21 protein-coding genes are annotated in these 21,480 nt (G+C 68.5%); 10 read left to right on the top strand and 11 right to left on the bottom strand.

Annotated elements, in window-relative coordinates; all coding sequences use genetic code 11:
- The first annotated feature begins 44 nt into the window (after positions 1–44).
- The 6 genes from fabG (at position 45) to gmk (ending at position 5,287) form a co-directional block, all read left to right on the top strand.
- The gene (fabG, locus tag KY493_RS06430; RefSeq protein WP_219898126.1) at positions 45–785 is read left to right on the top strand and encodes a 3-oxoacyl-[acyl-carrier-protein] reductase; all 741 of its coding nucleotides are present in this window, start codon (positions 45–47) and stop codon (positions 783–785) included.
- 151 nt (positions 786–936) lie between these two features.
- Positions 937–1,176, top strand: coding sequence for an acyl carrier protein (locus tag KY493_RS06425; RefSeq protein ID WP_008264317.1), 240 nt, complete (start codon positions 937–939; stop codon positions 1,174–1,176).
- Between the two features lie 138 nt (positions 1,177–1,314).
- A complete protein-coding gene (gene fabF, locus KY493_RS06420; RefSeq protein ID WP_219898125.1) occupies positions 1,315–2,586 on the top strand; it encodes a beta-ketoacyl-ACP synthase II in 1,272 nt (423 codons plus the stop codon).
- Position 2,587: 1 nt separating this feature from the next.
- Positions 2,588–3,775 carry an endolytic transglycosylase MltG gene (gene mltG, locus KY493_RS06415; RefSeq protein WP_219898124.1) on the top strand — a complete coding sequence of 396 codons (1,188 nt, stop codon included), beginning with the start codon at positions 2,588–2,590 and terminating at the stop codon, positions 3,773–3,775.
- The gene (locus tag KY493_RS06410) at positions 3,772–4,656 is read left to right on the top strand and encodes a YicC/YloC family endoribonuclease (RefSeq protein ID WP_219898123.1); all 885 of its coding nucleotides are present in this window, start codon (positions 3,772–3,774) and stop codon (positions 4,654–4,656) included. Before mltG ends, KY493_RS06410 begins: the two co-directional genes overlap by 4 nt.
- Positions 4,646–5,287, top strand: a complete 642-nt coding sequence (gmk, locus tag KY493_RS06405; RefSeq protein WP_219898122.1) for a guanylate kinase — start codon at positions 4,646–4,648, stop codon at positions 5,285–5,287. The genes KY493_RS06410 and gmk overlap by 11 nt, the downstream gene beginning before the upstream one ends.
- Here gmk and KY493_RS06400 read toward each other — a convergent pair.
- From KY493_RS06400 to lptF, 7 genes are all read right to left on the bottom strand, one after another.
- On the bottom strand, positions 5,271–6,401 hold the full coding sequence (locus KY493_RS06400) for a pyridoxal phosphate-dependent aminotransferase (protein ID WP_219898121.1): 1,131 nt from the start codon (positions 6,399–6,401) through the stop codon (positions 5,271–5,273). The two genes, gmk and KY493_RS06400, sit on opposite strands and share 17 nt — an antisense overlap.
- Positions 6,398–7,207: a 16S rRNA (adenine(1518)-N(6)/adenine(1519)-N(6))-dimethyltransferase RsmA gene (gene rsmA / locus KY493_RS06395; protein ID WP_219898120.1), complete on the bottom strand. Its 810-nt coding sequence runs from the start codon at positions 7,205–7,207 to the stop codon at positions 6,398–6,400. The genes KY493_RS06400 and rsmA overlap by 4 nt, the downstream gene beginning before the upstream one ends.
- 10 nt (positions 7,208–7,217) lie before the next feature.
- Positions 7,218–8,213 carry a 4-hydroxythreonine-4-phosphate dehydrogenase PdxA gene (gene pdxA, locus KY493_RS06390; protein ID WP_219898119.1) on the bottom strand — a complete coding sequence of 332 codons (996 nt, stop codon included), beginning with the start codon at positions 8,211–8,213 and terminating at the stop codon, positions 7,218–7,220.
- Complete coding sequence (locus KY493_RS06385; RefSeq protein WP_255568078.1) at positions 8,210–9,580, bottom strand: peptidylprolyl isomerase; 1,371 nt, start codon at positions 9,578–9,580, stop codon at positions 8,210–8,212. The genes pdxA and KY493_RS06385 overlap by 4 nt, the downstream gene beginning before the upstream one ends.
- A 100-nt stretch (positions 9,581–9,680) precedes the next feature.
- Entirely contained in the window at positions 9,681–12,116 is a 2,436-nt protein-coding gene (locus tag KY493_RS06380; protein ID WP_219898118.1) for an LPS-assembly protein LptD, read from the bottom strand.
- A 53-nt stretch (positions 12,117–12,169) separates the two neighbouring features.
- Positions 12,170–13,312 carry an LptF/LptG family permease gene (locus KY493_RS06375; protein WP_219898117.1) on the bottom strand — a complete coding sequence of 381 codons (1,143 nt, stop codon included), beginning with the start codon at positions 13,310–13,312 and terminating at the stop codon, positions 12,170–12,172.
- The gene (lptF, locus tag KY493_RS06370) at positions 13,309–14,520 is read right to left on the bottom strand and encodes an LPS export ABC transporter permease LptF (protein ID WP_255568077.1); all 1,212 of its coding nucleotides are present in this window, start codon (positions 14,518–14,520) and stop codon (positions 13,309–13,311) included. The genes KY493_RS06375 and lptF overlap by 4 nt, the downstream gene beginning before the upstream one ends.
- 64 nt (positions 14,521–14,584) lie before the next feature.
- On the opposite strand from lptF, the gene KY493_RS06365 reads away from it, so the two are divergent.
- Genes KY493_RS06365 through KY493_RS06350 form a run of 4 tightly spaced genes read left to right on the top strand, consistent with a single transcriptional unit; the run spans position 14,585 to position 17,160 of the window.
- A complete protein-coding gene (locus KY493_RS06365; protein ID WP_219898116.1) occupies positions 14,585–16,060 on the top strand; it encodes a leucyl aminopeptidase in 1,476 nt (491 codons plus the stop codon).
- Positions 16,060–16,524, top strand: a complete 465-nt coding sequence (locus KY493_RS06360; RefSeq protein ID WP_219898115.1) for a DNA polymerase III subunit chi — start codon at positions 16,060–16,062, stop codon at positions 16,522–16,524. Before KY493_RS06365 ends, KY493_RS06360 begins: the two co-directional genes overlap by 1 nt.
- 14 nt (positions 16,525–16,538) lie before the next feature.
- Positions 16,539–16,841, top strand: coding sequence for a hypothetical protein (locus KY493_RS14475; RefSeq protein WP_255568076.1), 303 nt, complete (start codon positions 16,539–16,541; stop codon positions 16,839–16,841).
- Between the two features lie 25 nt (positions 16,842–16,866).
- Entirely contained in the window at positions 16,867–17,160 is a 294-nt protein-coding gene (locus KY493_RS06350; RefSeq protein WP_219898114.1) for an I78 family peptidase inhibitor, read from the top strand.
- Between the two features lie 13 nt (positions 17,161–17,173).
- Here the strand turns inward: KY493_RS06350 and pip are convergent, their stop codons facing one another.
- The 4 genes from pip to KY493_RS06330 form a co-directional block, all read right to left on the bottom strand.
- A complete protein-coding gene (pip, locus tag KY493_RS06345) occupies positions 17,174–18,148 on the bottom strand; it encodes a prolyl aminopeptidase (protein ID WP_219898113.1) in 975 nt (324 codons plus the stop codon).
- A gap of 21 nt (positions 18,149–18,169) precedes the next feature.
- Positions 18,170–18,562 (bottom strand): DUF423 domain-containing protein, encoded by a 393-nt coding sequence (locus tag KY493_RS06340; RefSeq protein WP_255568075.1) that lies wholly within the window; start codon positions 18,560–18,562, stop codon positions 18,170–18,172.
- A gap of 28 nt (positions 18,563–18,590) precedes the next feature.
- On the bottom strand, positions 18,591–20,819 hold the full coding sequence (locus KY493_RS06335) for a tipN (protein ID WP_255568074.1): 2,229 nt from the start codon (positions 20,817–20,819) through the stop codon (positions 18,591–18,593).
- Between the two features lie 426 nt (positions 20,820–21,245).
- Entirely contained in the window at positions 21,246–21,431 is a 186-nt protein-coding gene (locus KY493_RS06330; RefSeq protein ID WP_219898111.1) for a hypothetical protein, read from the bottom strand.
- Positions 21,432–21,480: the final 49 nt, after the last annotated feature.

Raw genomic sequence — 21,480 nt, 5'->3', positions numbered from 1 at the left:
TCGCCCCTAGCCACTAATCACTCGCCACTCTCGGAGAGACACGGATGTTCAATCTCGCAGGAAAAACCGCGCTGGTGACCGGCGCGACCGGCGGCATCGGCGGCGCGATCGCGCGGGCCCTGCATGCGCAAGGGGCCACGGTCGTCCTGTCCGGTACACGTGAGGCGGTGCTGGCGGATCTGGCGTCGCAGCTGGGCGAGCGGGCGCATTTCGCAACGGCCAACCTGTCGGAAGCGGCTTCGGTCGACGGCCTGGTGGCGGCGGCGGAAGCGGCGGCCGGCGCGCCGCTCGATATCCTGGTCGCCAACGCCGGCATTACCAAGGACGGCCTGCTGATGCGGATGAAGGACGAGGACTTCGCCTCGGTGTTGCAGGTCAATCTGGAGAGCTATTTCCGCCTGACCCGCGCCGCCGTGAAGGGCATGATGAAGCGTCGACAGGGCCGGATCATCGGCGTGACCTCCGTGGTGGGCGTCACCGGCAATCCGGGACAGACCAACTATTCCGCCTCCAAGGCCGGAATGATCGGCTTTTCCAAATCGCTGGCGCAGGAGGTCGGCTCGCGCGGCATCACCGTGAACTGCATCGCACCCGGCTTTATCGCCTCGCCGATGACGGATGTGCTGAACGAGAGTCAGCGCGATGCGATCCTTGGCCGCATCCCGGCCGGTCGGTTGGGCCAGGGCGAGGAGATCGCCGCCGCCGCCGTCTATCTGGCGTCGGAGGAGGCCGCCTATGTCACGGGCCAGACGCTGCACGTGAACGGCGGCATGGCGATGATCTGACTATTTCCCGCCCGAATGGCTGTGCTAAAGGGCGGGAATGCTTTGGCGGCCCATCCTTTGGGGCTTGCGTCGCCCTTGCTGCCGTGAGACGGCGATTTATCGATGAGACCCCGCCTCTACGGCGACTACACAAACAGGCAGAGAGACACCGATGTCCGATACCCTCGAGCGCGTTCGCAAGATCGTCATCGACCACCTGGACGCCGATCCGGACAAGGTCACCGAAAAGGCCAGCTTCATCGACGACCTGGGCGCCGACTCGCTCGACAACGTCGAACTGGTGATGGCCTTTGAAGAAGAATTCGACATCGAGATCCCGGATGACGCCGCCGAGCACATCCAGACGGTCGGCGATGCGGTGAAGTTCATCGACGAGAAGTCGGCGGGCTGATCCAGCCATTCGGCTGAACGGTTCAAGGCCGCCTGGCGCTCCTAGCGGAGACGCCCGGCGGCCTTTACTGTTTCTGACCCCCGGAATCTCGAGCAGGGATTCGCGGGCGCAAGATCGAGATCAACGGGAGAGCCATCCATGCGCCGCGTCGTCGTCACGGGCATCGGCCTTCTGACCCCCCTGGGCTGGGGCGTCGAAAAAACCTGGAAGGGCATTGTCGAGGGACGCTCGGGCATCGGTCCGATCACCGCCTTCGACACCGAGGGTTATGCCTGCACCATCGCCGGCGAGGTGCCGAGCGTGGATGGTCGCGGCGGCGGGGGCGAAGGCGACTTCGACCCTGACAAGATCATGTCGGCGAAGGATCGCAAGCGCGTCGACGACTTCATCCTCTACGCCATCGCGGCGGCCGACGAGGCGTTGAACGACGCAAACTGGAAGCCCGAGAGCGACGAGGACAAGGAACGCACCGGCGTGATGGTCGGGGCGGGCATCGGCGGCCTGGGCCCCATTGCCGAAACCGCCATCATCCTGAAGGAACAGGGGCCGCGACGGGTCAGCCCCTTCTTTATCCCGTCTGCGCTGATCAATCTCGCGGGCGGACAGATTTCGATCCGGCACGGGTTGAAGGGTCCGAACCACGCCGCCGTCACCGCCTGCGCGACAGGCGCCCACGCCATCGGTGACGCGGCGCGGATGATCGCGCTGGACGATGCGGACGTGATGGTCTGCGGCGGCGCCGAAAGCTCGGTCGTGCCGATCGGCATCGCGGGATTTCTGGCCTGCAAGGCCCTGTGCACCGCCTTCAACGACACGCCGGAGAAGGCGTCGCGTCCCTACGACCGGGAGCACGCCGGCTTTGTCATGGGCGAGGGCGCCGGTATCCTGGTGCTGGAGGAATACGAGCACGCCAAGGCGCGCGGCGCGACCATCTACTGCGAGGTGGTCGGCTATGGCATGAGCGGGGACGCCTATCACATCACCGCCCCGTCCGAGGATGGCGACGGGGGGCTCCGCGCCATGAAGGCGGCGCTGAAGCGGGCGGGGCTTGAGCCGTCGGACTTGGACTACGTCAACGCCCACGGCACCTCGACCATGGCCGACTGGATCGAGCTGAAGGCGGTCGAGCGGCTGGTCGGCGACCACGCCAAGGACCTCGCCGTGTCGTCCACCAAGTCGATGACCGGACATCTGCTGGGGGCGGCCGGCGCGATCGAATCGGCCTTCTGCGCGCTGGCGATCCGCGATCAGATCGCACCGCCGACGATCAACCTGGACGATCCCGAGCACGAGACGCCCATCGACCTTGTTCCGCACAAGGGCAAGCCGATGAAGATCGACGTGGCCATGTCCAACAGCTTCGGTTTCGGCGGCACCAACGCCTCGGTGATCTTCCGGAAGGTCGACTGAGATGCCGCGTCGCCCGCGCCGCGTGACCCGCCAGCCCGGCAAGCGACCGGTCGGAAGACGGTCGGGACCGGTCGCGCTGCTGACCGGGGCGGCGACGTTCGGGCTGTTCCTGATCGTGGCGCTGATCGCGGCCTGGGCGATCTATTTTGGTCCGGGACCCAGCGCACGTCAGGGCGAGTCCACCATCGTGATCCTGCCGAGCGGCGCAGGCGTCTCGGCCATCGCGGCGAACCTGCGCTCCAGCGGCGTGATCCGTTCGACCGATCTGTTCAAGGCGGCGGCGGCCCTGACCGGCGACGACCGGAGGCTGAAGGCGGGCGAATACGAAATCCCGTCCGGCGCGTCGCTCCGCGGCGTGATCCGCATGTTGGCCGAGGGGCGCGGCGTTCGCCACTTCGTCACCCTGCCGGAGGGCTGGTCGTCGGCGCAGGCCGTGGACATCCTGAACGGCGAGGCCGTGCTGGCCGGCCCGGCGGGCGCGGCGCCTGAAGAGGGTTCGCTTTGGCCGGACACTTATGAGGTCGCGCGCGGAGAGACCCGCCAGTCGGTGATCGCGAGAATGCAGCGCGCGGCGCGCGACAACCAGGCCGAGCTCTGGACCGCGCGCTCGCCGGGCACGGTGGTGCGCACGCCGCAAGAGGCGCTGGTGCTGGCCTCCATCGTCGAAAAGGAAACCGGCATCGCGGCCGAGCGACCGCGCGTCGCCGCCGTCTTCTCCAATCGGCTGCGCCAGGGCATGCGGCTGGAGAGCGATCCGACCATCGTCTACGGCATCACCAAGGGCCGGCCGTTGGGACGCGGCATCCGCCTGTCCGAGCTGCGCGCCGCCACGCCCTGGAATACCTATCTGATCGACGGCCTGCCGCCGACGCCGATCGCCAACCCGGGCGCGGAGGCGCTGAAGGCGGTGCTGAACCCGCAGAGCGATCCGGCGCTGTTCTTCGTCGCGGACGGGACGGGCGGGCATGTGTTCGCCAACACCTATGAGGAGCACCTGCGCAACGTCGCGCGCTGGCGTCAGGTCGAGCGTCAGCGGGCGGGGCTGCCGCCGGATGCGCCGACGCCCGTCGCCCCGGGCGCCGCGCCCGCTCCGATGATCCCGCCCGAGCAACAGCCGCAGACCGCGCCGGCCGCCGGCGGTCAGGCGACGATCACCCTGCCGCCGGGCGCCAGCCAAGGACCGCGATGACCACCCTATCGGGAATGACCGGCTTCGGCCGTGCGGACGGCGCGGCCGACGGCTGGACCTGGTCGGTCGAGGCGCGTTCGGTCAACGGCCGCAATCTTGAAGTCCGCTTTCGCGGGCCGCACGGCTTCGACAGCCTGGAGCGGCTGGCCAAGGCGGCGGGGCAGGCGCGCTTTGCACGGGGCCAGGTCAGTGTCGGCCTGCATGCCCGACGCGAGAGCGATGGCGCCTCGGCCGTGTCGGTCAACGAGGCGCTGCTGAACCGCTATCTAACGTTGGCCAATCAGCTGGCGGAAGAGGGGGCGACCCCGCCTTCGGCGGACGGCCTGCTGGCTCTGCGCGGCGTGATCGATGCTGCGGACGAGGACGCCGACGAGACCGCGCGGGAAGCGCTCGAGGCTGCAATGGCCCAAACCGTTGAACAGGCGCTCGATGCGCTGAAGATCGCCCGCGACCGGGAAGGCGCACAGCTGGAGCCGGTGCTGCTCGACTTCGTCGGCCGCATCGAGGCGCTGGTCGGCGCAGCCGAAAGGGAAGCCGGCGAGCAGGTCGAGGCGATCCGCGACCGCTTCACCCGCCGCATTAAGGAACTGGCGCCCGACGCGCCCGGTCTCGATGACCGCATTTTTCTTGAGGCGGCCGCCTTGGCGACCAAGGCCGACGTCCGCGAGGAACTGGATCGTCTGACGGCTCACGTCGCCTCGGCGCGGGCGCTTGTGGCCCAGGCGCCAGCCGGGCGGAAACTCGACTTCCTCCTTCAGGAGTTCATGCGCGAGGCGAACACCTTGTGCTCGAAATCCGCTACCACCGCGCTGACCGGAATCGGCCTGGAGCTGAAGGCCGTGATCGAACAGTTGCGTGAACAGGTTCAGAATGTCGAATGACCGCACGCCCCGCCGGGGCGTCCTCCTGATCGTCGCCAGCCCCTCGGGCGCCGGCAAGACCAGCCTGTGCCGCCGGCTGATGGCCGACCATGGCGGGCTGGAGCTGTCGATCTCCATGACGACGCGTGATCCGCGCCCGGGCGAGGTGGCCGGCCGCGACTACCATTTCGTCAGCCACGCCGAGTTCCAGCGCCTGATCGACGAGGACGCCTTTCTGGAATGGGCGGACGTCCACGGCCAACGCTATGGCTCGCCGCGCGCGCCGATCGACCGCGCGCTGGCGGAAGGCCGCGACGTGCTGTTCGACATCGACTGGCAGGGCGCGGCCGAGGTCGCGCGCAAATGCCCGGAAGACGCCGTGCGCGTCTTCATCCTGCCTCCGAGCCTCGAGGAGCTGCGCCGCCGCCTGGTGACGCGGTCCCAGGACGCCGAGCACGTCATCGAACGCCGCATCCAGAACGCCAAGGGCGAGATCGAGCACTGCGACGCCTTCGACTACGTCTTCGTCAATGACGACTTCGACCGGTCCTATGCCGAGTTGGCGCACATCTATCATGCCGAACGGTCGCGCCGGTTCCGCAACCTCTGGGTCGGCGACTATCGGGGCGCGCTGCTCAGAGAAGCGGTCTAGCGGCGAACCACGGCCGCATCCGGTTCAGCGCCTCTTCGATCTCGGGTGTCGAGACGGCGAAGCTGAAGCGGATGAAGCGGTGACCGTCGACGGGGTCGAAGTCGACGCCGGGCGCCGTCGCCACGCCCGTGTCGCGCAGCAGCTGCTCGCAGAAGCCGATGCTGTCGCTCGTCAGATGGCCGATATCGGCCCACACGTAGAAGGCCCCGTCCGGCGGCGCGATCCGCCGAAGTCCTAACGACGGCAGGGCTTCCAGCAGCAGGGCGCGGTTGCGGGCATAGGTCTGGATATGGCCTTCCAGTTCTTCCACACAGTCCATGGCGACGAGCCCGGCATGCTGGCTCAGCGAAGGCGGCGTCAGAAACAGGTTGCCCATATAGGCCCGGGCCGCCGCGACATGATGTTCCGGCGCGACCAGCCAACCCAGCCGCCATCCGGCCATGCTCCAGTATTTGGAGAAGCTGTTGATGATCAGGGCGTCGGGGGCGAACTGCAGCATGGACGGCGTCGGCCCGACGTAGGACAGGCCGTGGTAGATTTCGTCCGATACGATGGCGATCCTGCGCTCCCGGCAGACGGCGGCGATGGCGGCCAGTTCGTCGTCCGGGATGATCGTGCCCGTGGGATTGGCGGGGCTGGCGATGATGACGCCTGCGGGCGCGGGATCGAGCGCAGCCAGTTGCGCGGCCGTCAGCTGGAACCGGGTCTCGGGACCGCAGGCGATCTCGACCGGCGTGAGATTCAGCGCGTGCAGGGTGTTGCGATAGGCGACATAGCCGGGCCGCGCCAAGGCGATGCGGTCGCCCGGCCGAAAGCGGCTGGCCAGCGCCAGCACCAGGGCGGGCGAGGCGCCGCAGGTCAGCAGGATGCGGTCGGGATCGACCTCCACGCCATAGCGATCCTGATAGAGGCGGCCGATCCGCTCGCGCAACGGCGCGCTTTCCCAGTAACCCATGGCGTCCTGCTCCAGCACCTCATGAGCGCGGGCGAGGGCGGCGGCGGGTGCGCCGGTGGAAGGCTGGCCAAACTCCATGTGGATGATCGAGCGGCCTTCGCTCTTCAACTGGTGAGCCAGGCGGCTGAGGCCGATGGCGCGAAAGGGCTCGACGGTCATGGCAGTTGCTCGGCCAGCCGCAGGAAGCCGGCGATGTCTATGGTTTCGGCGCGCGCGTCCGGCTCGATCCCGGCCGCCTCGCACAGGGCGGCGCCGCCGAGCGGCTTCAGGCTGGATCGCAGCATCTTGCGGCGTTGGCCGAACGCGGAGGCCGTGACCCGTTCCAGCCGCTTCAAGAGGTCCGGTGCGGGGCGTTTCGCGTGTGGCGTCAGGTGGACCACGGCCGAGGCCACCTTGGGCGGCGGGGTAAAGGCGGCGGCGGGCAGATGCATGACGATGCGCGCCTCGCACACCGCCTGGCTGATCACCGCCAGCCGGCCGTAAGCATCGTCGCCCGGTGCGGCGACCACGCGCTCGGCCACTTCCTTCTGGAACATCAGGGTCAGGGCATGCGGCAGCCACGGACCCGTCAGCCATTTGATCAGCAGCGCCGTTCCGACATTGTAAGGCAGGTTGGAGACCAGGTGCGCAGGGCTACCCGCCAGCTCCGCCTCGCGGACCTTGAGCGCATCCCCTTCATGGATCGTCAGGCGGCCGGAGCCGTCGTCGAGCTCGGACAGGAGGGGAAGAAAGCGGGGGTCCTTTTCGACCAGCACCACCTTGCCCGCATCGCTTTCCAGCAGGGCGCGCGTCAGGCCGCCGGGGCCGGGACCGACCTCGATAACGGCTCGGCCGTCGAACGGGCCCGCCAGGCGTACGATCTTGCGGGTGACGTTGAGGTCCAGCAGGAAATGCTGGCCGAAGCTCTTCTTGGCCGAAAGGCCGTGGGCGTCGAGCGTCTCGCGGAGGGAAGGAAGGTCGGTCACGCGCGGGGTGTTAGCGCGCCGCTCGCGCCGCCGCCATCTCCGATGCCAGCCGAATGGCCGCGATCAGGCTGTCGGCGCGCGCGACGCCTCGACCGGCTATGTCGAAGCCGGTGCCGTGATCGGGTGAGGTGCGGATGATCGGCAGGCCCAAGGTCGCATTGACGCCGCCCCAGAAGTCCAGCGTCTTGACCGGGATGAGGGCCTGATCGTGGTACATGCAGATGGCCGCGTCATAGGTCCGCCTCGCCTCGTCGTGGAACAGGGTGTCAGCGGGGCGCGGATCGGAGATGTCGACGCCCTCGGCGCGCAGGTGCTCGGCGGTCGGGATCAGGATTTCGAGTTCCTGAAGCCCCAGAGCGCCGCCTTCGCCCGCATGCGGGTTCAGGGCCGCCATGGCCAGACGTGGCGACGTGATGCCGAAGTCGCGCTTAAGGCTCTCATGCACCACGCGCGCGGTGCGGGTGATGCGGTCGGCCGTGACCAGCTGCGGCGCCTGATCCAGTGCGACATGGATGGTGACCAGGCAGGCGCGCAGGTCGCGCGCCGTCAACATCATCACCGGGCCTCGCGTGCCGGCATAGGGCGCATCGGCCGTCAGTTCGGCGATGAACTCTGTATGGCCAGGGAAGCGAAAGCCAGAGGCGTACATCGGCGCCTTGGCGATCGGGGCGGTGACGACGCCGGACGCCTCGCCAGACAGCGCCAGAGAGACGGCCAGTTCGATGCCGTCGGCGACGGCTGGCGCATTGCGCGGATCGGGACGACCCGGTTCGACAGGCGCGGGCAGGGGATGGTGGATGACGGGCAGGACGGACGCGAATCGTGACGGCGCTTCCGCTGACGCCATGACCTCCGCCACCGGCACGCCCTGCGCCCTCAGCAACGAAGCGTCGCCGATGACGGCGAAAGGCGCGTCCGAGCCGGACAGGGTTCGCCAGGCGGCCGCGATGATCTCCGGGCTGACGCCGGCGGGTTCGCCGAGCGTCAGGACCAGAGGGGCCGTCACTTGACCTCGATCAGGGCGTCGTTGCGCAGATCGCGGAGGTAGCGACGTTCCAGGACCGCCAGGTTCTGACCGCGCAGCCGGCGCTCGGCGTCAGCCTGCGACGGGGCTTCCAGCCCGCCGACCCGACGGCCGCAGACGGCCAGCAGGTGAAGGCCCAGCGGCGTGCGGATCGGCGTGCTGACCGAACCGATCTCGGCCGAGCGGGCCACCTGCTGGAACTGCGGCGCCAGGTTCTGCACGTCCGATTCGCCGAGGTCGGTGCCCAGGACGCCGCGCGTCGCCGTGGCCTGGGACAGGATGTTGTCGCACGTCAGGCCCTGACGCAGGCCTTCCAGCGTGCGCGTGGCGGTGGCGACATCGGCCTCACTGGCCGTTTCCGGCAGTTCGACCATAAGCTGGCGCAGCGACACCAGGCTGCTGGAGGAGCCTTCGCGCTTGTCGCGCATGTAGATGATGTACACGCCGCCATCGACGGGAATGGGGTTGGACAGCTGTCCGACCTGAAGCTGGTCGAACGTCTGCTGCAGGGCCGGTTGAACCGTGTCCTTGACGATCCAGCCGGCGTCGCCCGGATTGCGGGCGGCGGCCGATGGCGCGGCCGAGAACTGCTGGGCCACGGCCTGGAAGGGCGCGCCGCCGACGATCTGCTGGACCAGCTGGCGGGCGCCGTCCAGCGCCGCCTGTTGGCCGCCCACGCGCGCGGCCTCGATATAGATTTCCCCGATCAGATACTGCGGCTTCGCGGCGGCTTCGTTCAGGCGGCGCACCTCGGCCTCGATCTGATAGCGGCTGGCGCGCGCGCGGCTGTTGAAGCGGCCGCCCACAAGCTGGCTCCAGCCGATCTCCGTGCGCAGGTTTTCGCGAAAGGCCTGAGGCTGAATGCCAGCCTGCGACAGCTGCGCCAGGTATGCCTCAGAGGTCAGGCCCGCGCGACGCGCCATTTCGGTGATCTCGGCGCCGACCTCTTCGTCGGTGACCTTCAGCGTCTCATAGTTGGTGATTTCCTGCGCCTTCAGCCGCTCTTCGATCAGGGCGTTCAGCGCCGCCTGCTGGATCGCGGGCAGGTTCTCCTGGGTGGGCCGAATCTCGGACGACAGGATCAGCATCAGCATGCGCTGACGCAGGTCATAGCCGGTAATGATGCGATCGTTGACGGAGGCGACGATGCCGTCAGCCAACTCGAACTCAGGCGCGGGCGCGGCCGGCGCGGGAGCGGCTTCGGCGGCGGGGTTCAGGGCGCCGGCGGCCGGCTGGCCGGACGGCGTCGCGGGCGTGGAGGCGGGCGCGGTCGGGCGCGCCGGCGCCGTCTGGCCATGGGCCGTGCCGGCGAGGATCGCCGCCATCGCGACGGCCATCGGGTAACGCATCACACGCATCGTTCGTCCTGGTTCCTCAAAGCGATCTCCGCGCATCCTGGCGCGGGCCCACGGTCGGCCGTCCCCCGGTTCGGCGATCCTGCACGATCACCTACCGTATCTCGCCTCGTCTGTAATCTGACCCGCCGAAAGTGGCGAGGTTTAGGCGCACATAGAGTCCCTCGGACGGCCCGCTGGGGCGCACGCGCGTGTTGTCGCGCCGCACGCCGATCTCGAAGCGGAAACAGTCGTCATCGAACAGCAGGCCGACCTCCGACCGGGTGATCTCGTCGCGGTTCAGATCGGCGATGGCGGCGCCCGCAACGCCCCAGTTGCCGTAGACTAGCTGTTGCGCCGCCAACTGAACGAACTCGTAGTTTCGGTTCAGCGGGCCAGGCACCGGATTGGAGCGATCGACGATATAGCTGAGGCTGGCCACATTGCGCAGGCCCCAGCGTCCATCGACCGCCGCCTGCGCCCGACGGATGTCGCCATCGTCGGAAATGGTGGCATGGCCCCAGCCGCGGATTCGGTCGGACGGGGAAAAGTCTCCCTGAACCACCCAGTCCGATCGTTTCGCCGCCAAGCCCGTCGGATCGTAGCTCTGATCCGGCGCATCCGGCGCGGCGGCCAGGAAGTTGTTTTCGGCGTTCGAGCGATAGCTGCGCCCGACGAACAGGCTTGCGCGTCGATCTTCGGCCCAGCGGATCGTGGCCCGTCCACCCGCGGTAAGCCGGACCCCGCCTTCCAGAAGGTCGTAGCCGGGAAAGCGGTCGAGGCGGAACAGGGAGGTCTCGTCCAGTTCCAGCGTCTGGCTGTCCTCGTTGGGAATGCGCGGGTCCAACTCGGTCGTGGTGGATGCGGACAGTTGCGCCATCGGTTCAAGGATGATGTCGGCGGCGGCCGTGCGGCGGATCAGCGGATAGGCGAGGTCCAGGCCGGCGCTGGCGCGGCCGCGCGTGACGGTCTCGTCGTCAGACACGTTCATCATCGGCGGCAGGTCGGAAATGGCGTAGGCGTCGCCGCGCACATCGACGAACGGCTCCCATCGCAGACCGCCGGCCGTCAGGATGACGCGCCGCCACTCCGCCTCGCCGGTGATCCGGCGCGTATCGACACCAGGAAGGTCGTCCGACACCAGAGGGAGGAGTTCCGGGCTCAGGATCGGCGCCCCGACGAAGCGTTCGCGCGTCAGCGACACGGCGGACGCCTCGAGCCGCAGCCGTCCGCCGAACACCGGCGCGTAGGGCTCCCAGCGGAAATCGATCAGCGGCGCGACGACCGGCAGCGTGTCTTCGTCCTCGAACACCTGAAAACCGCTGGCGTCGCGGAAGTCGGTGTCGGCGAAGCGCGGGTCGAGGCGCAGGCTTTGCAGCGCGAAGGCGGCGATGGAGAAGTAGGACCGCTGGGTCTGCCGCTCGGCGTAGGCCTGGGTGATCAGGCGGCGTCGGTCGCCGTAGTAGAGGCCGTTGTCCTGATAGGGGTCGCTCACGTCGTAGCGGTCGAACAGCGTCTTGTCTGAGGTCCGCTCCAGCGTGAAGCCCGCGCGCCAGGGGCCCTGCAGGTCGAAGGCGCCGTGCGACAGCAGATAGCTGCGGCTCTCGCGGTCGTCGAAGCTGACGTTGCTCTCATAGTCGCCGTCGCCGTCCAGGTCGAAGTCGCCGAAGTTGCGCTCGTAGGTGTAGCCCCCGCGAACCACCACCATGCCGTTGGCGAAGCGCCGGCGCCATTGCAGGTTCAGGAACGGGGCCACTTCCGTGTTGAACTGGGGGCTGATCAGCCAGTCCTCGGACGGCGAGACGACATGCAGGTAGGGCGTCTCGATCGAGAAGCCGCGCCCCTCGTCGTAGTCCAGCACCGGGATCAGAAAGCCTGACGCGCGATCCACCGTCGGGTCCGGATGGGCGAAGAAGGGCGTGTAGAAGACGGGGACGCCGCCGATGCGGAACACGGCGTTGCGATACAGGATGGCGCGCAACTCGGCGTCCTGGACCACCTTTTCCGCCTGGATGGCGATGCTGGGGGTCTTTGGACCGTTGGCGTCGCAGATGGGGCAGGGGGTGAAGATGGCGTAGTTCAGCTCGTTGTGCTGAGCGTCGCGGCGTACGGCGGTCGCGGCCATCAGGCTGGCGCCGTTCGCGGTGCGGGTGGCGAAGTCGACCGCGACCCCGGTCGTGAAGTCGTTCCCGAACTCGGCGCGGCTGGCGTAGACCACGGTGCCGTCGGGGGCGACCGTCTCGACCCGGCCTTCGGCCGTCGCCGCGCCTTGCGCCAGGTCATAGCTCAGATTTTCGCCGCGAAGGGTGTAACCCCGCGCACGCACCAGAGACCGCTCGCCGTCCACGCCGGTGGCGGTGATCACATCGCCCTGACGCGAGGCGACGTCCGCCTCGACATAGACGGCCTCCGGCGACAGCCCATCCGCGCCGGCCGGTTGGGTCAAAGGCTGCGTCTGGGCCGCGACCATGCCGGCAGGGGCCAGCACCGCCAGCGCCGCACCGGCCAGAAGGCGATCTCGCAAGGCCTGAAGGCGCCCGCTACGCTGCATGAACCATCCGTTTCGTCTGAACTCTACGCGTGCACTCTAGCTCGAGGCGCGGCTTAGCCGTCTTCGGTATAGAACAGCAAGGTAAGCGCGGCGAGCGCCGTCAGGACGGGCGGCAGCCAGGCCGCCACGACGGGGGGAACGACTTCGGCCGACCCCATGGCGGCCGAGACCTGGGTCATGAAGAAGAAGGCAAAGCCCAGGACCACCGCGAACACGCTCATTCTCGCCACGTCGCCCAGCCGCATCAGCCGAAGCGAAAAGGCGGCGGCCAGGATCGACATGGCCCCGAACACCAGCGGCGTGGCGAGCCCCTGCTGAAACTGCAGCCGATAGGCGGTGGAGGTGAAGCCGGCGTCCTCGATGCGCCGGATCTGGTTCGGCAAGGACCAGAAGGGCGTCGACTGCGGCCGAGCGAAGCGGTCAAACGCTTCGCGATCGGCAAGGTTGGACGTCAGGTCCAGGGTGGCGTAGCGCACCGCCTTCTGCCCGATCTGCGCGCCGACCGCATCTACCAGGCGCCAACGTCCGGAGCTGAGGGCGGCGGACCGGGCGTCGATCCGCTCGTTGAAGGTGCGCCGGCCCTCGTCGTCGGTGGTGTAGATAAAGAAGGTGGTGTTCAGCAGCCGTCCGGTGGCGCGATCCTGGCCGGCGGCGCGGATCACCATCTGGCGCTGGGCGTCGCCTTCGCGCAACCAGATCGCTTCTGCGGCCTCGACGCCCGGCGCAGCCCCCGTCAGCCGCGCACGCTCGCTGCGCCACAGGCCGTCGGCGGTGGACGCCAGCGGGCTGAGCACCGCCACCGCGAGCACGCCCATGGCCACCGCCATTCCGGCCGCCGGCAGGACGAATCGCCAGGCGGACACTCCGGCCGCCCGAAGCGCGATAAGCTCGCTGCGCCGGTTCAGCCGGACATAGGCGAACAGGGTGCCGAACAGAAAGACGAACGGCAGCAGGGTCACGATGACCGCCGGCGACTTCAGCAGCACGAGGCCGAAGATCTGCACCGCCGACAGGTCGGCGCTGGACCCCGGCCCGCGCGAGACCTCGACGAAATCGATCAGCATCACGAGCGCGGAGATGACGCCCAGCGCCACGGCCAGCGCCCGCAGCTGCTGCACCAACACATACCGTTCGATGCGGCCCAGCGCAGGCCAGCGGAAAGGCGAGTAGGCGGCAGATGACGTGGTCTCGGTCATGCCAGCCTCGCCTTTGGAGCGGCCAGCGCCGGCCAGCGCCTGCGCCGCTTTGGCTTCAGAGCGCGAAACAGCAGTCGTAGGGCAATGGCCGTCGCGGCGATCGGAAGCGCGTACTGAAGCACATTCAGCCAGCCGTTCCAGGCGCTGGCGGCGACCAGGGCGAAGCCGATGATCCGCACCACAAGAAAGGCCGCCGCCGCCCTGGCGATCCGCGCCGAATAGCCGGTGCGGCTGAACGAACCTCCCATGATCGCCGCCATCGCCATCGCCATGGCGACCAGCACATAGAGCGGCGAGGCGATGCGGGAATGCGCCTCGGCCAGCAACTCGCCCCGTGATCCGGCCGTCTCAAGCAGCGCCGGTGTCGGGCGCAACAGCTGGCCGAGATAGAGGTCGGAAGGCTTGTAGCGCACGGTCTCCGTCGTCGCGGTGAACGGCGACAGATCGAATACATAGTTGTCGAACGACAGATAGTTCAGCACGCCGCTGGACGAATACTGCTGCCAGGAGCCGTCATTCAGCGTCAGCACCGGTGCGCCATTCGCCCGGCCGAACCGAGCCTCGGCGGCGTCCCAGGTCGTGACCTTGCCGTCGTCGTCCTGGTAGATGAACAGGTTCTTCAAGAGTCCGTTCTGCTCGATCTGCTGCACATAGACGGTCAGGCCCTCAGGCCCCTGGACGAACTGCCCTTCCTGCACCAAGAGCGCCGCCAGGTCGGTGCGGATGGCGAAGGTTTGGGCGCGCCCCTCGCGCTGCGCCCACGGCTGGGCGAACAGATTGATGAACAGGGCCAGGAGAGCGACGATCGAGGCCAGGCGCAGGGCGGGAGAGATCACCGACCACCGCGTCATGCCGCCGGCGAAGGCGGCCGTCAGCTCCTGCTCGCGCTGAAGGCGTGTCAGGGCGATCAGGGCACCGACGAACAGGCCGAATGGCAGGATCACCGCCAGCAGCTGAGGCACCGCCAGCAGCGTCAGCTTGACCATGACCCAGACGCTTTGTCCGCGTTCGACGATGACCTCCAGCTGGTCCAGGCTCTGGCTCAGCACGCCGATTCCGGCCAGGGCCGCGCACGCCGCCACGACACGCGTCGCGATCTGTCGGAAAAGGTAGCGTTGAATCAGCATCGTGGAAGCGGCGTCTTCGCCCGGTTGCAGGCGGCCCTGTTGAGGCGCATCTAGTAGCACATCCAGGCGCGGCGGCGGCAAGCCGACGGCCCTCCCTTATTGACGACCAAGAAGACCGGGCGCCTCGGCCCGGCCGGAGTTCTGCATGAAGATCGAGTTTGTGGCCGCCGCAGGCGCCTGTGAAATCCTGGCCCTGCTGGTCCACGATGGCCGTCAGTTCGCGGGAGCCGGGGCCGAGGTCGATACAAGGACGGGCGGCGCCTTGTCGCGCGCGATCGGCAAGAGCCGCGTGACCGGCGCTGCGGGCCAGAGCCTGAATGTCGCGGGAACCAGCGGAGCGGACGCCGACACCGTTGTGCTGATCGGCGCCGGCGATGGGGGCGCGTTTGACGACCTGGCCATAGAGGCGGCCGGCGCCAACGCCTATCATGCCGTGAAGCTGTCGGGCGCGGAATGCCTGACCATCGATGCGGCCCATCTTTCGCCGGAACAGGCGGCGCGGATCGCCTTCGCCGTGCGTCTGGCCAGCTACCGCTTCGACAAGTATCGCACGACCGAAAAGCCCGAGAAGAAGCCGTCGATCACTTCGGTTCGCGTGGTCGCCTCCGACATCCGCGCGGCGGAAAGCGCACTGGAGCCGCTGGCGGCTGTCGCTGAGGCCGTTGAGTTTTCGCGCGACCTGGTGTCCGAGCCGGCCAACGTCCTTTATCCAGCCGAGTTCGCGCGCCGCGTGAAGGAGCTGGAACGCCTGGGTCTCGGGGTGGAAATCCTGGGTGAGGCCGAGATGGAAAAGCTCGGCATGCGCACGCTGCTGGCCGTGGGGCAGGGCAGCCGCCGCGAGAGCCAGCTGGCCGTGATCCAGTGGAAGGGCGGCGCCGAGGGCGAACAGCCCATCGCCTTTGTCGGCAAGGGGGTCTGCTTCGACACCGGCGGCATCTCCATCAAGCCCTCTGAGGGCATGGAGGACATGAAGTGGGACATGGGCGGCGCGGCCGCCGTGTCCGGCCTGATGCACGCGCTGGCGGGCCGCAAGGCCAAGGTCAATGCGATCGGCGTGCTGGGCCTGGTCGAGAACATGCCGGACGGCAACGCCCAGCGCCCGGGCGACGTGGTGGTCTCCATGTCGGGCCAGACAGTTGAGGTCATCAACACCGACGCCGAGGGCCGCCTCGTTCTGGCCGATGCGCTCTGGTACACGCAGGAACGTTTCAAGCCCAAGTTCATGATCGACCTGGCGACCCTGACCGGGGCCATGATCGTGGCGCTGGGCCTCGACTACGCCGGCGTCTTCTCGAACTCCGACGAGGTGGCTGACAACGTGCTGGCGGCCGCGCCGAAGGTCGGCGAGAATTTCTGGCGCATGCCGATCCCGTCGATCTACGAAAAGCACATCGACAGCCAGATCGCGGACGTGAAGAACGTCGGCAACGGCCGCGCCGGCGGATCGATCACCGCGGCCCTGTTCCTGCAGCGCTTCACCAACGGCGTGCCGTGGGCGCACCTGGACATCGCGCCGACCGCCTGGACCAACAAGAGCATCAATCCGACCGTGCCCGACGGCGCCGTCGGCTTTGGCGTGCGCACGCTCGACCGCATGGTGGCGGACGCCTACGAAGGCTGATGACGGCGGACGGCGGTCCCGAGATCTGGTTCTATCACCTGGAGCGTTCCACGCTTGATCAGGTGCTGCCGGTCCTGCTTGACAAGACGCTTCAGCGGGGATGGCGCGCCACCGTGCGCGCCGCCTCGTTCGAGGCGCTGGAGCCGGTCGACGAACGGCTCTGGACGTTTCGCGACGACAGCTTCCTGCCGCATGGACGCGCAGACCAGCCGCATGCCGAGCGCCAGCCGGTGCTGCTAAGCGTCGCACGGGAGAACCTTAACCGTTCTCAAGCGCTGTTTGTCATAGACGACACGGACCTGGACGGGCTGGAGGGTATCGAGCGGTGCTTCATCATCTTCGACGGACGCGACGATCAGGCGCTGGGTGCGGCCCGCGATCGCTGGCGGCGGCTGAAGGGGCAGGGCGCCAACCTCAGCTACTGGCGTCAGGCCGAGGATGGGCGCTGGGAAAAGGCGGCCTGATCGCGGCGCTGGCCGTGCTGGGCGCCTGTTCGACCCCGGTCTCCGACAAGCCCGCGCCGCGTGCGGTGGAAGAAGCGCAGCTGAACCCGCCGGTCGGCAGTCACGTGCCCACAAGCTCGACCGCAGATCTGTGCAAGGCCGGCGAGATGCAGTGGCTGGTCGGCCGCACCAAGGCGGAAATTCCCGTACCGGTCGATGTGGTGAACCGGCGCGTGACCTGTACGACCTGCCCCGTCACCCAGGACTTCTCGCCTTATCGCCTCAACGTCTTCTATGACGAGAAGAGCGAAGTGATCGAGCAGGTCCGTTGCGGCTGAACAATCCTGACACGGAGAACGTCCGATGATGCGTCGCCTGATACCCGCCGCCCTGCTGCTGTCCGCCGCCGCCTGTGCGCCCGTGGGCGGGACAGAGCCCGATGGTCCGCCCGCGGGCGAGGGACCGTCGCAATGCCGAGCTGACCAGTATCGCACCTATATCGGACGCAATCGTTCCGAGCTCCCAGCCCAGCCTGCGGGCGCGACCTGGCGGGTGACCTGCACCACCTGTCCGGTGACGATGGACTATAATCCAAACCGGCTGAACATCCTGTTCGAGGAAAACAGCGGCGTGATCCGCGAGGTGAAGTGCGGCTAAAGGCTGCGGGCGGCTAAAGCCCGGCCGCCCAGTCGGTCGCCCGCACCAGGCTTTCGACGATGCCGGGCTCGGACGAGGCGTGGCCGGCGTCGGCGACGATGTCCAGCTTCGCCTCCGGCCAGGCGCGATGCAGCGCCCAGGCGCCCGACATCGGCGTCACCACGTCGAAGCGGCCTTGCGCGATCCAGCATGGGATGTGGCGGATACGATAGACCTGGTTCAAGAGCCAGCCATCTTCCTCGAAGAAGCCGCCGTTGGTGAAGAACCAGTTCTCGATCCGCGCGAAGGCGACGGCGAACTCGGGCTCGGCGAACTTGTCGGGGCGGGCGTCCGGGCCGGCGGCGCTGACGGTCTCGCCTTCCCAGCTGGACCAGGCGATGGCGCAGCGTTCGCGCTCCGCCACATCGTCGCCGATCAGCCGCTTGTAGTAGGCCCCCATCAGGTCGCCGCGCTCGGCCTCCGGGATCGGCTCCACGAACCGCTCCCAGGCGTCGGGGAAGATCATCGAGGCGCCGTTCTGGTAGAACCAGTGCAGTTCCTGCTTCGTCAGCAGGAAGATGCCGCGCAGCACCAGCGACAGAACGCGATCGGGATGGGTGACGGCGTAGGCCAGCGACAGGGTCGATCCCCAGGAACCGCCGAACACCACCCAGCGATCGACGCCCAGCCGCTCGCGCAGGCGCTCGATGTCCTCGATCAGCGTCCAGGTGGTGTTGTTCTCCAAGGAAGCATTCGGCCGCGACTGGCCGCAGCCTCGCTGGTCGAACAGGACGATGCGGTACCTGGCCGGATCGAAAAAGCGCCGCATGCCGGGATTGACCGCGCCGCCCGGACCGCCGTGCAGGACGACGACGGGCAATCCCTGCGGGTTGCCGCACTCCTCGTAGTAGATCTGATGGACGCCATCCGTCTCCATCCAGCCCGACGCGAACGGCTCGATCTCCGGATAGAGGTCGCGGCGTGGATGGTCGGGCGTGGGGAAGGCCATGTGGGGCAGTGTCTTTCAGGCTTATGAAGGGTCTTGGGATCGCTTCTGACGCCATGCCGCATGGCCGAGCAGAAGCCAACCCAGGATCATCAGCACTCCGCCGATCGGGGCCACTGCGCCCATCCACCTGAGACCAAGCAAGGCGATGGCGCTCAGCGCCAGGCAGAAGACCAGGGCGCCGCCCAGAGCGAGCGCGCCGGCCCTGATCGCCGGCCTGCCACCCCAGAAACCGCAGGCGACGGCGAGAACCGCATGAACGAGCAGATAGTGGCCGGCCGTGGTCAGCAGGGCGCGCGCGTCGGGCTCAGCCCCATGAGCGGCGAAGGCGCCGAGCACGATGGCCAGAGCGCCGCAAAGCGCCGCCGTGACGATCAACCCTCGACTGTCAGTCTGATCGCTCCGAGCCCTCATCATCGGGGCGCCGCCTCGACGGCCCCGTCCATCAGGCGACGTCGCCGACCGCCGCATCCAGCAGCATGAAAGCACGGCCCTCATCCGTGGTCAGTCGCGCCTGGACTTCGGCCACGTCGCTGCTTCGCGCCGCATCCGACAGCTGCCCGGCGAAGCCGCGGACGTAGCGTTCGGCGTCCGAGCGCAGTTCGGGATCCCCGAGCACTCGGCGGGACACGCTGCGCACTGCCGCCGGCGCCACGCGTCGGACAATATGGCGAGCCGCGGCGGGATCGCTCCGGCCGATCGCGCGCGCCGCCTCCTCGATGCGGGAGCGAGGCAGCAGGGCATTGGGATCGATGCCCATGCGGCGGACCGCCGCGATCATGCGCTCGGCCAAACGATCCTCGATCGGCTCGGCGGATGCAGGCGCGGGCGGCGTCTCGGCCTCACCGTCCGACACCAGGTCCTGCCAATCCAGCCCGTCGTCGGCCGCAGACGCCGGGGCGACATAGGCCGGAAGTGGCGGAAGAGGCGTCGGCGCAGGGGTCTCGGCCGTGTCCGAACCGCCCATACGCAGTCGACCGCGCAGCCCTGCAGCCCGCCGCTCGGCCTGGGCAGGTTCGACCTCCGCAGTCGAGAGCGATGGCGACCGCAGCGGCGTGCGTTCCGGCTCGCTGGGCGGCGGCTCACGCCGTCTCGCCGACGCATCGCCGGAGACCACGCTCATCAGTCGCACGGCCTCGTTCAGCATGTCGTAGTTGCGCCTGACCCGCTCCTGGAAGCCGGCTTCAAGCGCCTCATTGTCTTCCGCGGCCTTGCGCGAGGCGGCGGTCAAGGCCGCCATGCCCTCTTCCACGGATGTCCGCACGGCCTTGATGTGGGCGCGGGCGTCCTCGGGCAGGCGGGCGGCGCGCTGGTCGATCTCGCCGAACGCGGCGTCGACCTCGCCAAGCGTCGCGTTCATCCGCTCCAGCATGACCTCGAGGCGCTCGACGGCCTGCTCGCCGGCCTGATCGACCAGGCCGGCGGTCTCGTTGACGATGCGCCGGGCGTCCTCGATCCGGGCGTCAGCGGCCTGGTCGGCGCGCTGCGCCGCCTCGAACAGCGATTCGCCCAGGCGATCGACGCGGTGGCGGGCCTGCTCGGCGGCGTCGGCGGCCGCCGCGCGGGAGTCCTCGGCGGTGGCCTGAAGCGCCTCCAGCGAGCGGCGGGTTTCCTCCACCAGACCGTCGCGAGCCTCGGCGGCGAGCGATTCGAACCGGTCCAGCGCCAGCTTGGTGGCGCTGTCGAAGCCGTCGGCCTCGCGCTGCGACATCTCCACCAGGGCTCTAAGCTGATCCGAGGCGGCCTCGATCAGCTCCCGCATCGACTCGGCGGAGGCCTGCGCTGCGCCGCCGAGTTCGCCGGCCGCGGCACGCGAGGCCGACAGTTGCTCCACCAGCTGCGCGCGCTGGCTTTCGACCTGAGCGGAGAAGTCTTCCTGATCGGTGCGAAGGGCGTAGGCCGTGGTCACCAGTGCCGCGCGTTGCTGGCCGAGACCTTCCTCGACAAGCTGGATCTGTTCTGCGACGCCCGAGCCGGCGTTCTCCAGTCGCTGGGTCTGGCGGGCCAGATCGTCCGAAGCCAGACGCGCGGCGTCCTGCGCCTCGCCGGCGGCGGCGGCGAGATCGGCGGCGCGGGCGGCCAGAACCGCTTCGGCTTCCCTGAGTTGAGTCTGGGCGAGGTCGGAGGCGTCCACCACCATGCGCGACTGGCGCTCGACGGCGTCCAGGACGCCGACGGACTGCGAATCGAGCTGAACGGAAAGCGTCTGCATCTGGTCGCGTTCGCGACCCAGGGTCTCGCCCAGCCGACGTGCGGTGCGACCGGCGGTTTCCGCCGCCTCGTTCAGGCGCAGGGTTTCTTCAGCCAGGGCTTCACGCAGCAGCGCCATGTCCGCGCGGGCGCGCTCGGTCGTCAGGGCGGCGTTGTCGATGTCGGCGCGCAGGGTCTGCAGCACCTGGCCCGTCTGCTGGGCGGCGAGGGCGGTCGGGGCCACTAGGGCGTCGGACAGTTCTCGCGCCCGCCGGCTTTCGGCGGCCAGACCGGCGCCCTGACGCATGGCGTGCGCCAGCATCAAGGCCAGCCCGACCGGCGCCAGGGCGATCAGCAGATAGACGGCGATGCGAAGCGGATCGAGGGGCTGCCCGCCCGAGCCGAACTCATAGGCGGCGAGGGACGCGATGCCGCCGATCCAGAGCACGGAGGCCACGCCCGCGATCACATAGGCCTGACGCACCGACGAATCCTGCCGCCGGTGCGGCGATCGCGATGGCGCGGGAGGCTGGTAGGCGGCGGGGGCGCCGTCCCGCGAGGGGGCGAGGTCCGCATTTGCGAGGGGTTGAACAACGGCCTGAGCCGCAGCGTTCTGTTGCTCCAGAAGTCGCCGACTATGGCGCTCGGACATCTGTGGAGACGAGTGGACTTCGGGCGCGGCGCGCCTGTTCCGTTGAAGGTCCGCGCCGTCATCATCGGACTCGAAGATCGGCGGCGACAACTCCGCGGATGTGGGCAGTTCGTCTTCGGTGAGCTTCAGCGGCGGCCGCATGCGGGACTTCATCAGAGGTCGATCTCGATCACGGAGGACTCACGGGACGCCCGCGGGCGCAACCGAACCCTAGCGGTTCGCGCGGCAAGGTCAAAGGCGGATGCCCGCCCGAACCGATCAGCAGCGAGGCTTCGCCGGAGCGGCCGTCAGCAGTGCGACGGAGGCGTCGGACTGGCACTCGCCGACCCGATGCACTTCGCGTTCGACCTGCCGGGGCGAATGGATGTCTACGCCGAACTGCGACAGGGCCGCGGCGGCGAGAAAGACGATGAAGCCGGCGATCAGCTCGATCAACGTCTGCACTGTCGCCCCTCCCAAAGCATCCTGTTGCCCTTCTTGTACGCCTACGCGG

The organism is Brevundimonas sp. PAMC22021 (genome assembly GCF_019443405.1).
In the GTDB taxonomy this organism is placed as follows: Bacteria; Pseudomonadota; Alphaproteobacteria; order Caulobacterales; family Caulobacteraceae; genus Brevundimonas.
The sequence above is the reverse complement of the archived record's forward strand: the minus strand, read 5'-3'. Positions and strand labels throughout refer to the sequence as shown.

Excerpts from the sequence above, each read along its gene's own strand:
- fabG (WP_219898126.1), top strand. The coding sequence starts at position 45 with ATGTTCAATCTCGCAGGAAAAACCGCGCTGGTGACCGGCGCGACCGGC.
- KY493_RS06425 (WP_008264317.1), top strand. The coding sequence starts at position 937 with ATGTCCGATACCCTCGAGCGCGTTCGCAAGATCGTCATCGACCACCTG.
- fabF (WP_219898125.1), top strand. The coding sequence starts at position 1,315 with ATGCGCCGCGTCGTCGTCACGGGCATCGGCCTTCTGACCCCCCTGGGC.
- mltG (WP_219898124.1), top strand. The coding sequence starts at position 2,588 with ATGCCGCGTCGCCCGCGCCGCGTGACCCGCCAGCCCGGCAAGCGACCG.
- KY493_RS06410 (WP_219898123.1), top strand. The coding sequence starts at position 3,772 with ATGACCACCCTATCGGGAATGACCGGCTTCGGCCGTGCGGACGGCGCG.
- gmk (WP_219898122.1), top strand. The coding sequence starts at position 4,646 with ATGTCGAATGACCGCACGCCCCGCCGGGGCGTCCTCCTGATCGTCGCC.
- KY493_RS06400 (WP_219898121.1), bottom strand. The coding sequence starts at position 6,401 with ATGACCGTCGAGCCCTTTCGCGCCATCGGCCTCAGCCGCCTGGCTCAC.
- KY493_RS06385 (WP_255568078.1), bottom strand. The coding sequence starts at position 9,580 with ATGCGTTACCCGATGGCCGTCGCGATGGCGGCGATCCTCGCCGGCACG.
- KY493_RS06380 (WP_219898118.1), bottom strand. The coding sequence starts at position 12,116 with ATGCAGCGTAGCGGGCGCCTTCAGGCCTTGCGAGATCGCCTTCTGGCC.
- KY493_RS06375 (WP_219898117.1), bottom strand. The coding sequence starts at position 13,312 with ATGACCGAGACCACGTCATCTGCCGCCTACTCGCCTTTCCGCTGGCCT.
- KY493_RS06365 (WP_219898116.1), top strand. The coding sequence starts at position 14,585 with ATGAAGATCGAGTTTGTGGCCGCCGCAGGCGCCTGTGAAATCCTGGCC.
- KY493_RS06360 (WP_219898115.1), top strand. The coding sequence starts at position 16,060 with ATGACGGCGGACGGCGGTCCCGAGATCTGGTTCTATCACCTGGAGCGT.
- KY493_RS06350 (WP_219898114.1), top strand. The coding sequence starts at position 16,867 with ATGATGCGTCGCCTGATACCCGCCGCCCTGCTGCTGTCCGCCGCCGCC.
- pip (WP_219898113.1), bottom strand. The coding sequence starts at position 18,148 with ATGGCCTTCCCCACGCCCGACCATCCACGCCGCGACCTCTATCCGGAG.
- KY493_RS06340 (WP_255568075.1), bottom strand. The coding sequence starts at position 18,562 with ATGATGAGGGCTCGGAGCGATCAGACTGACAGTCGAGGGTTGATCGTC.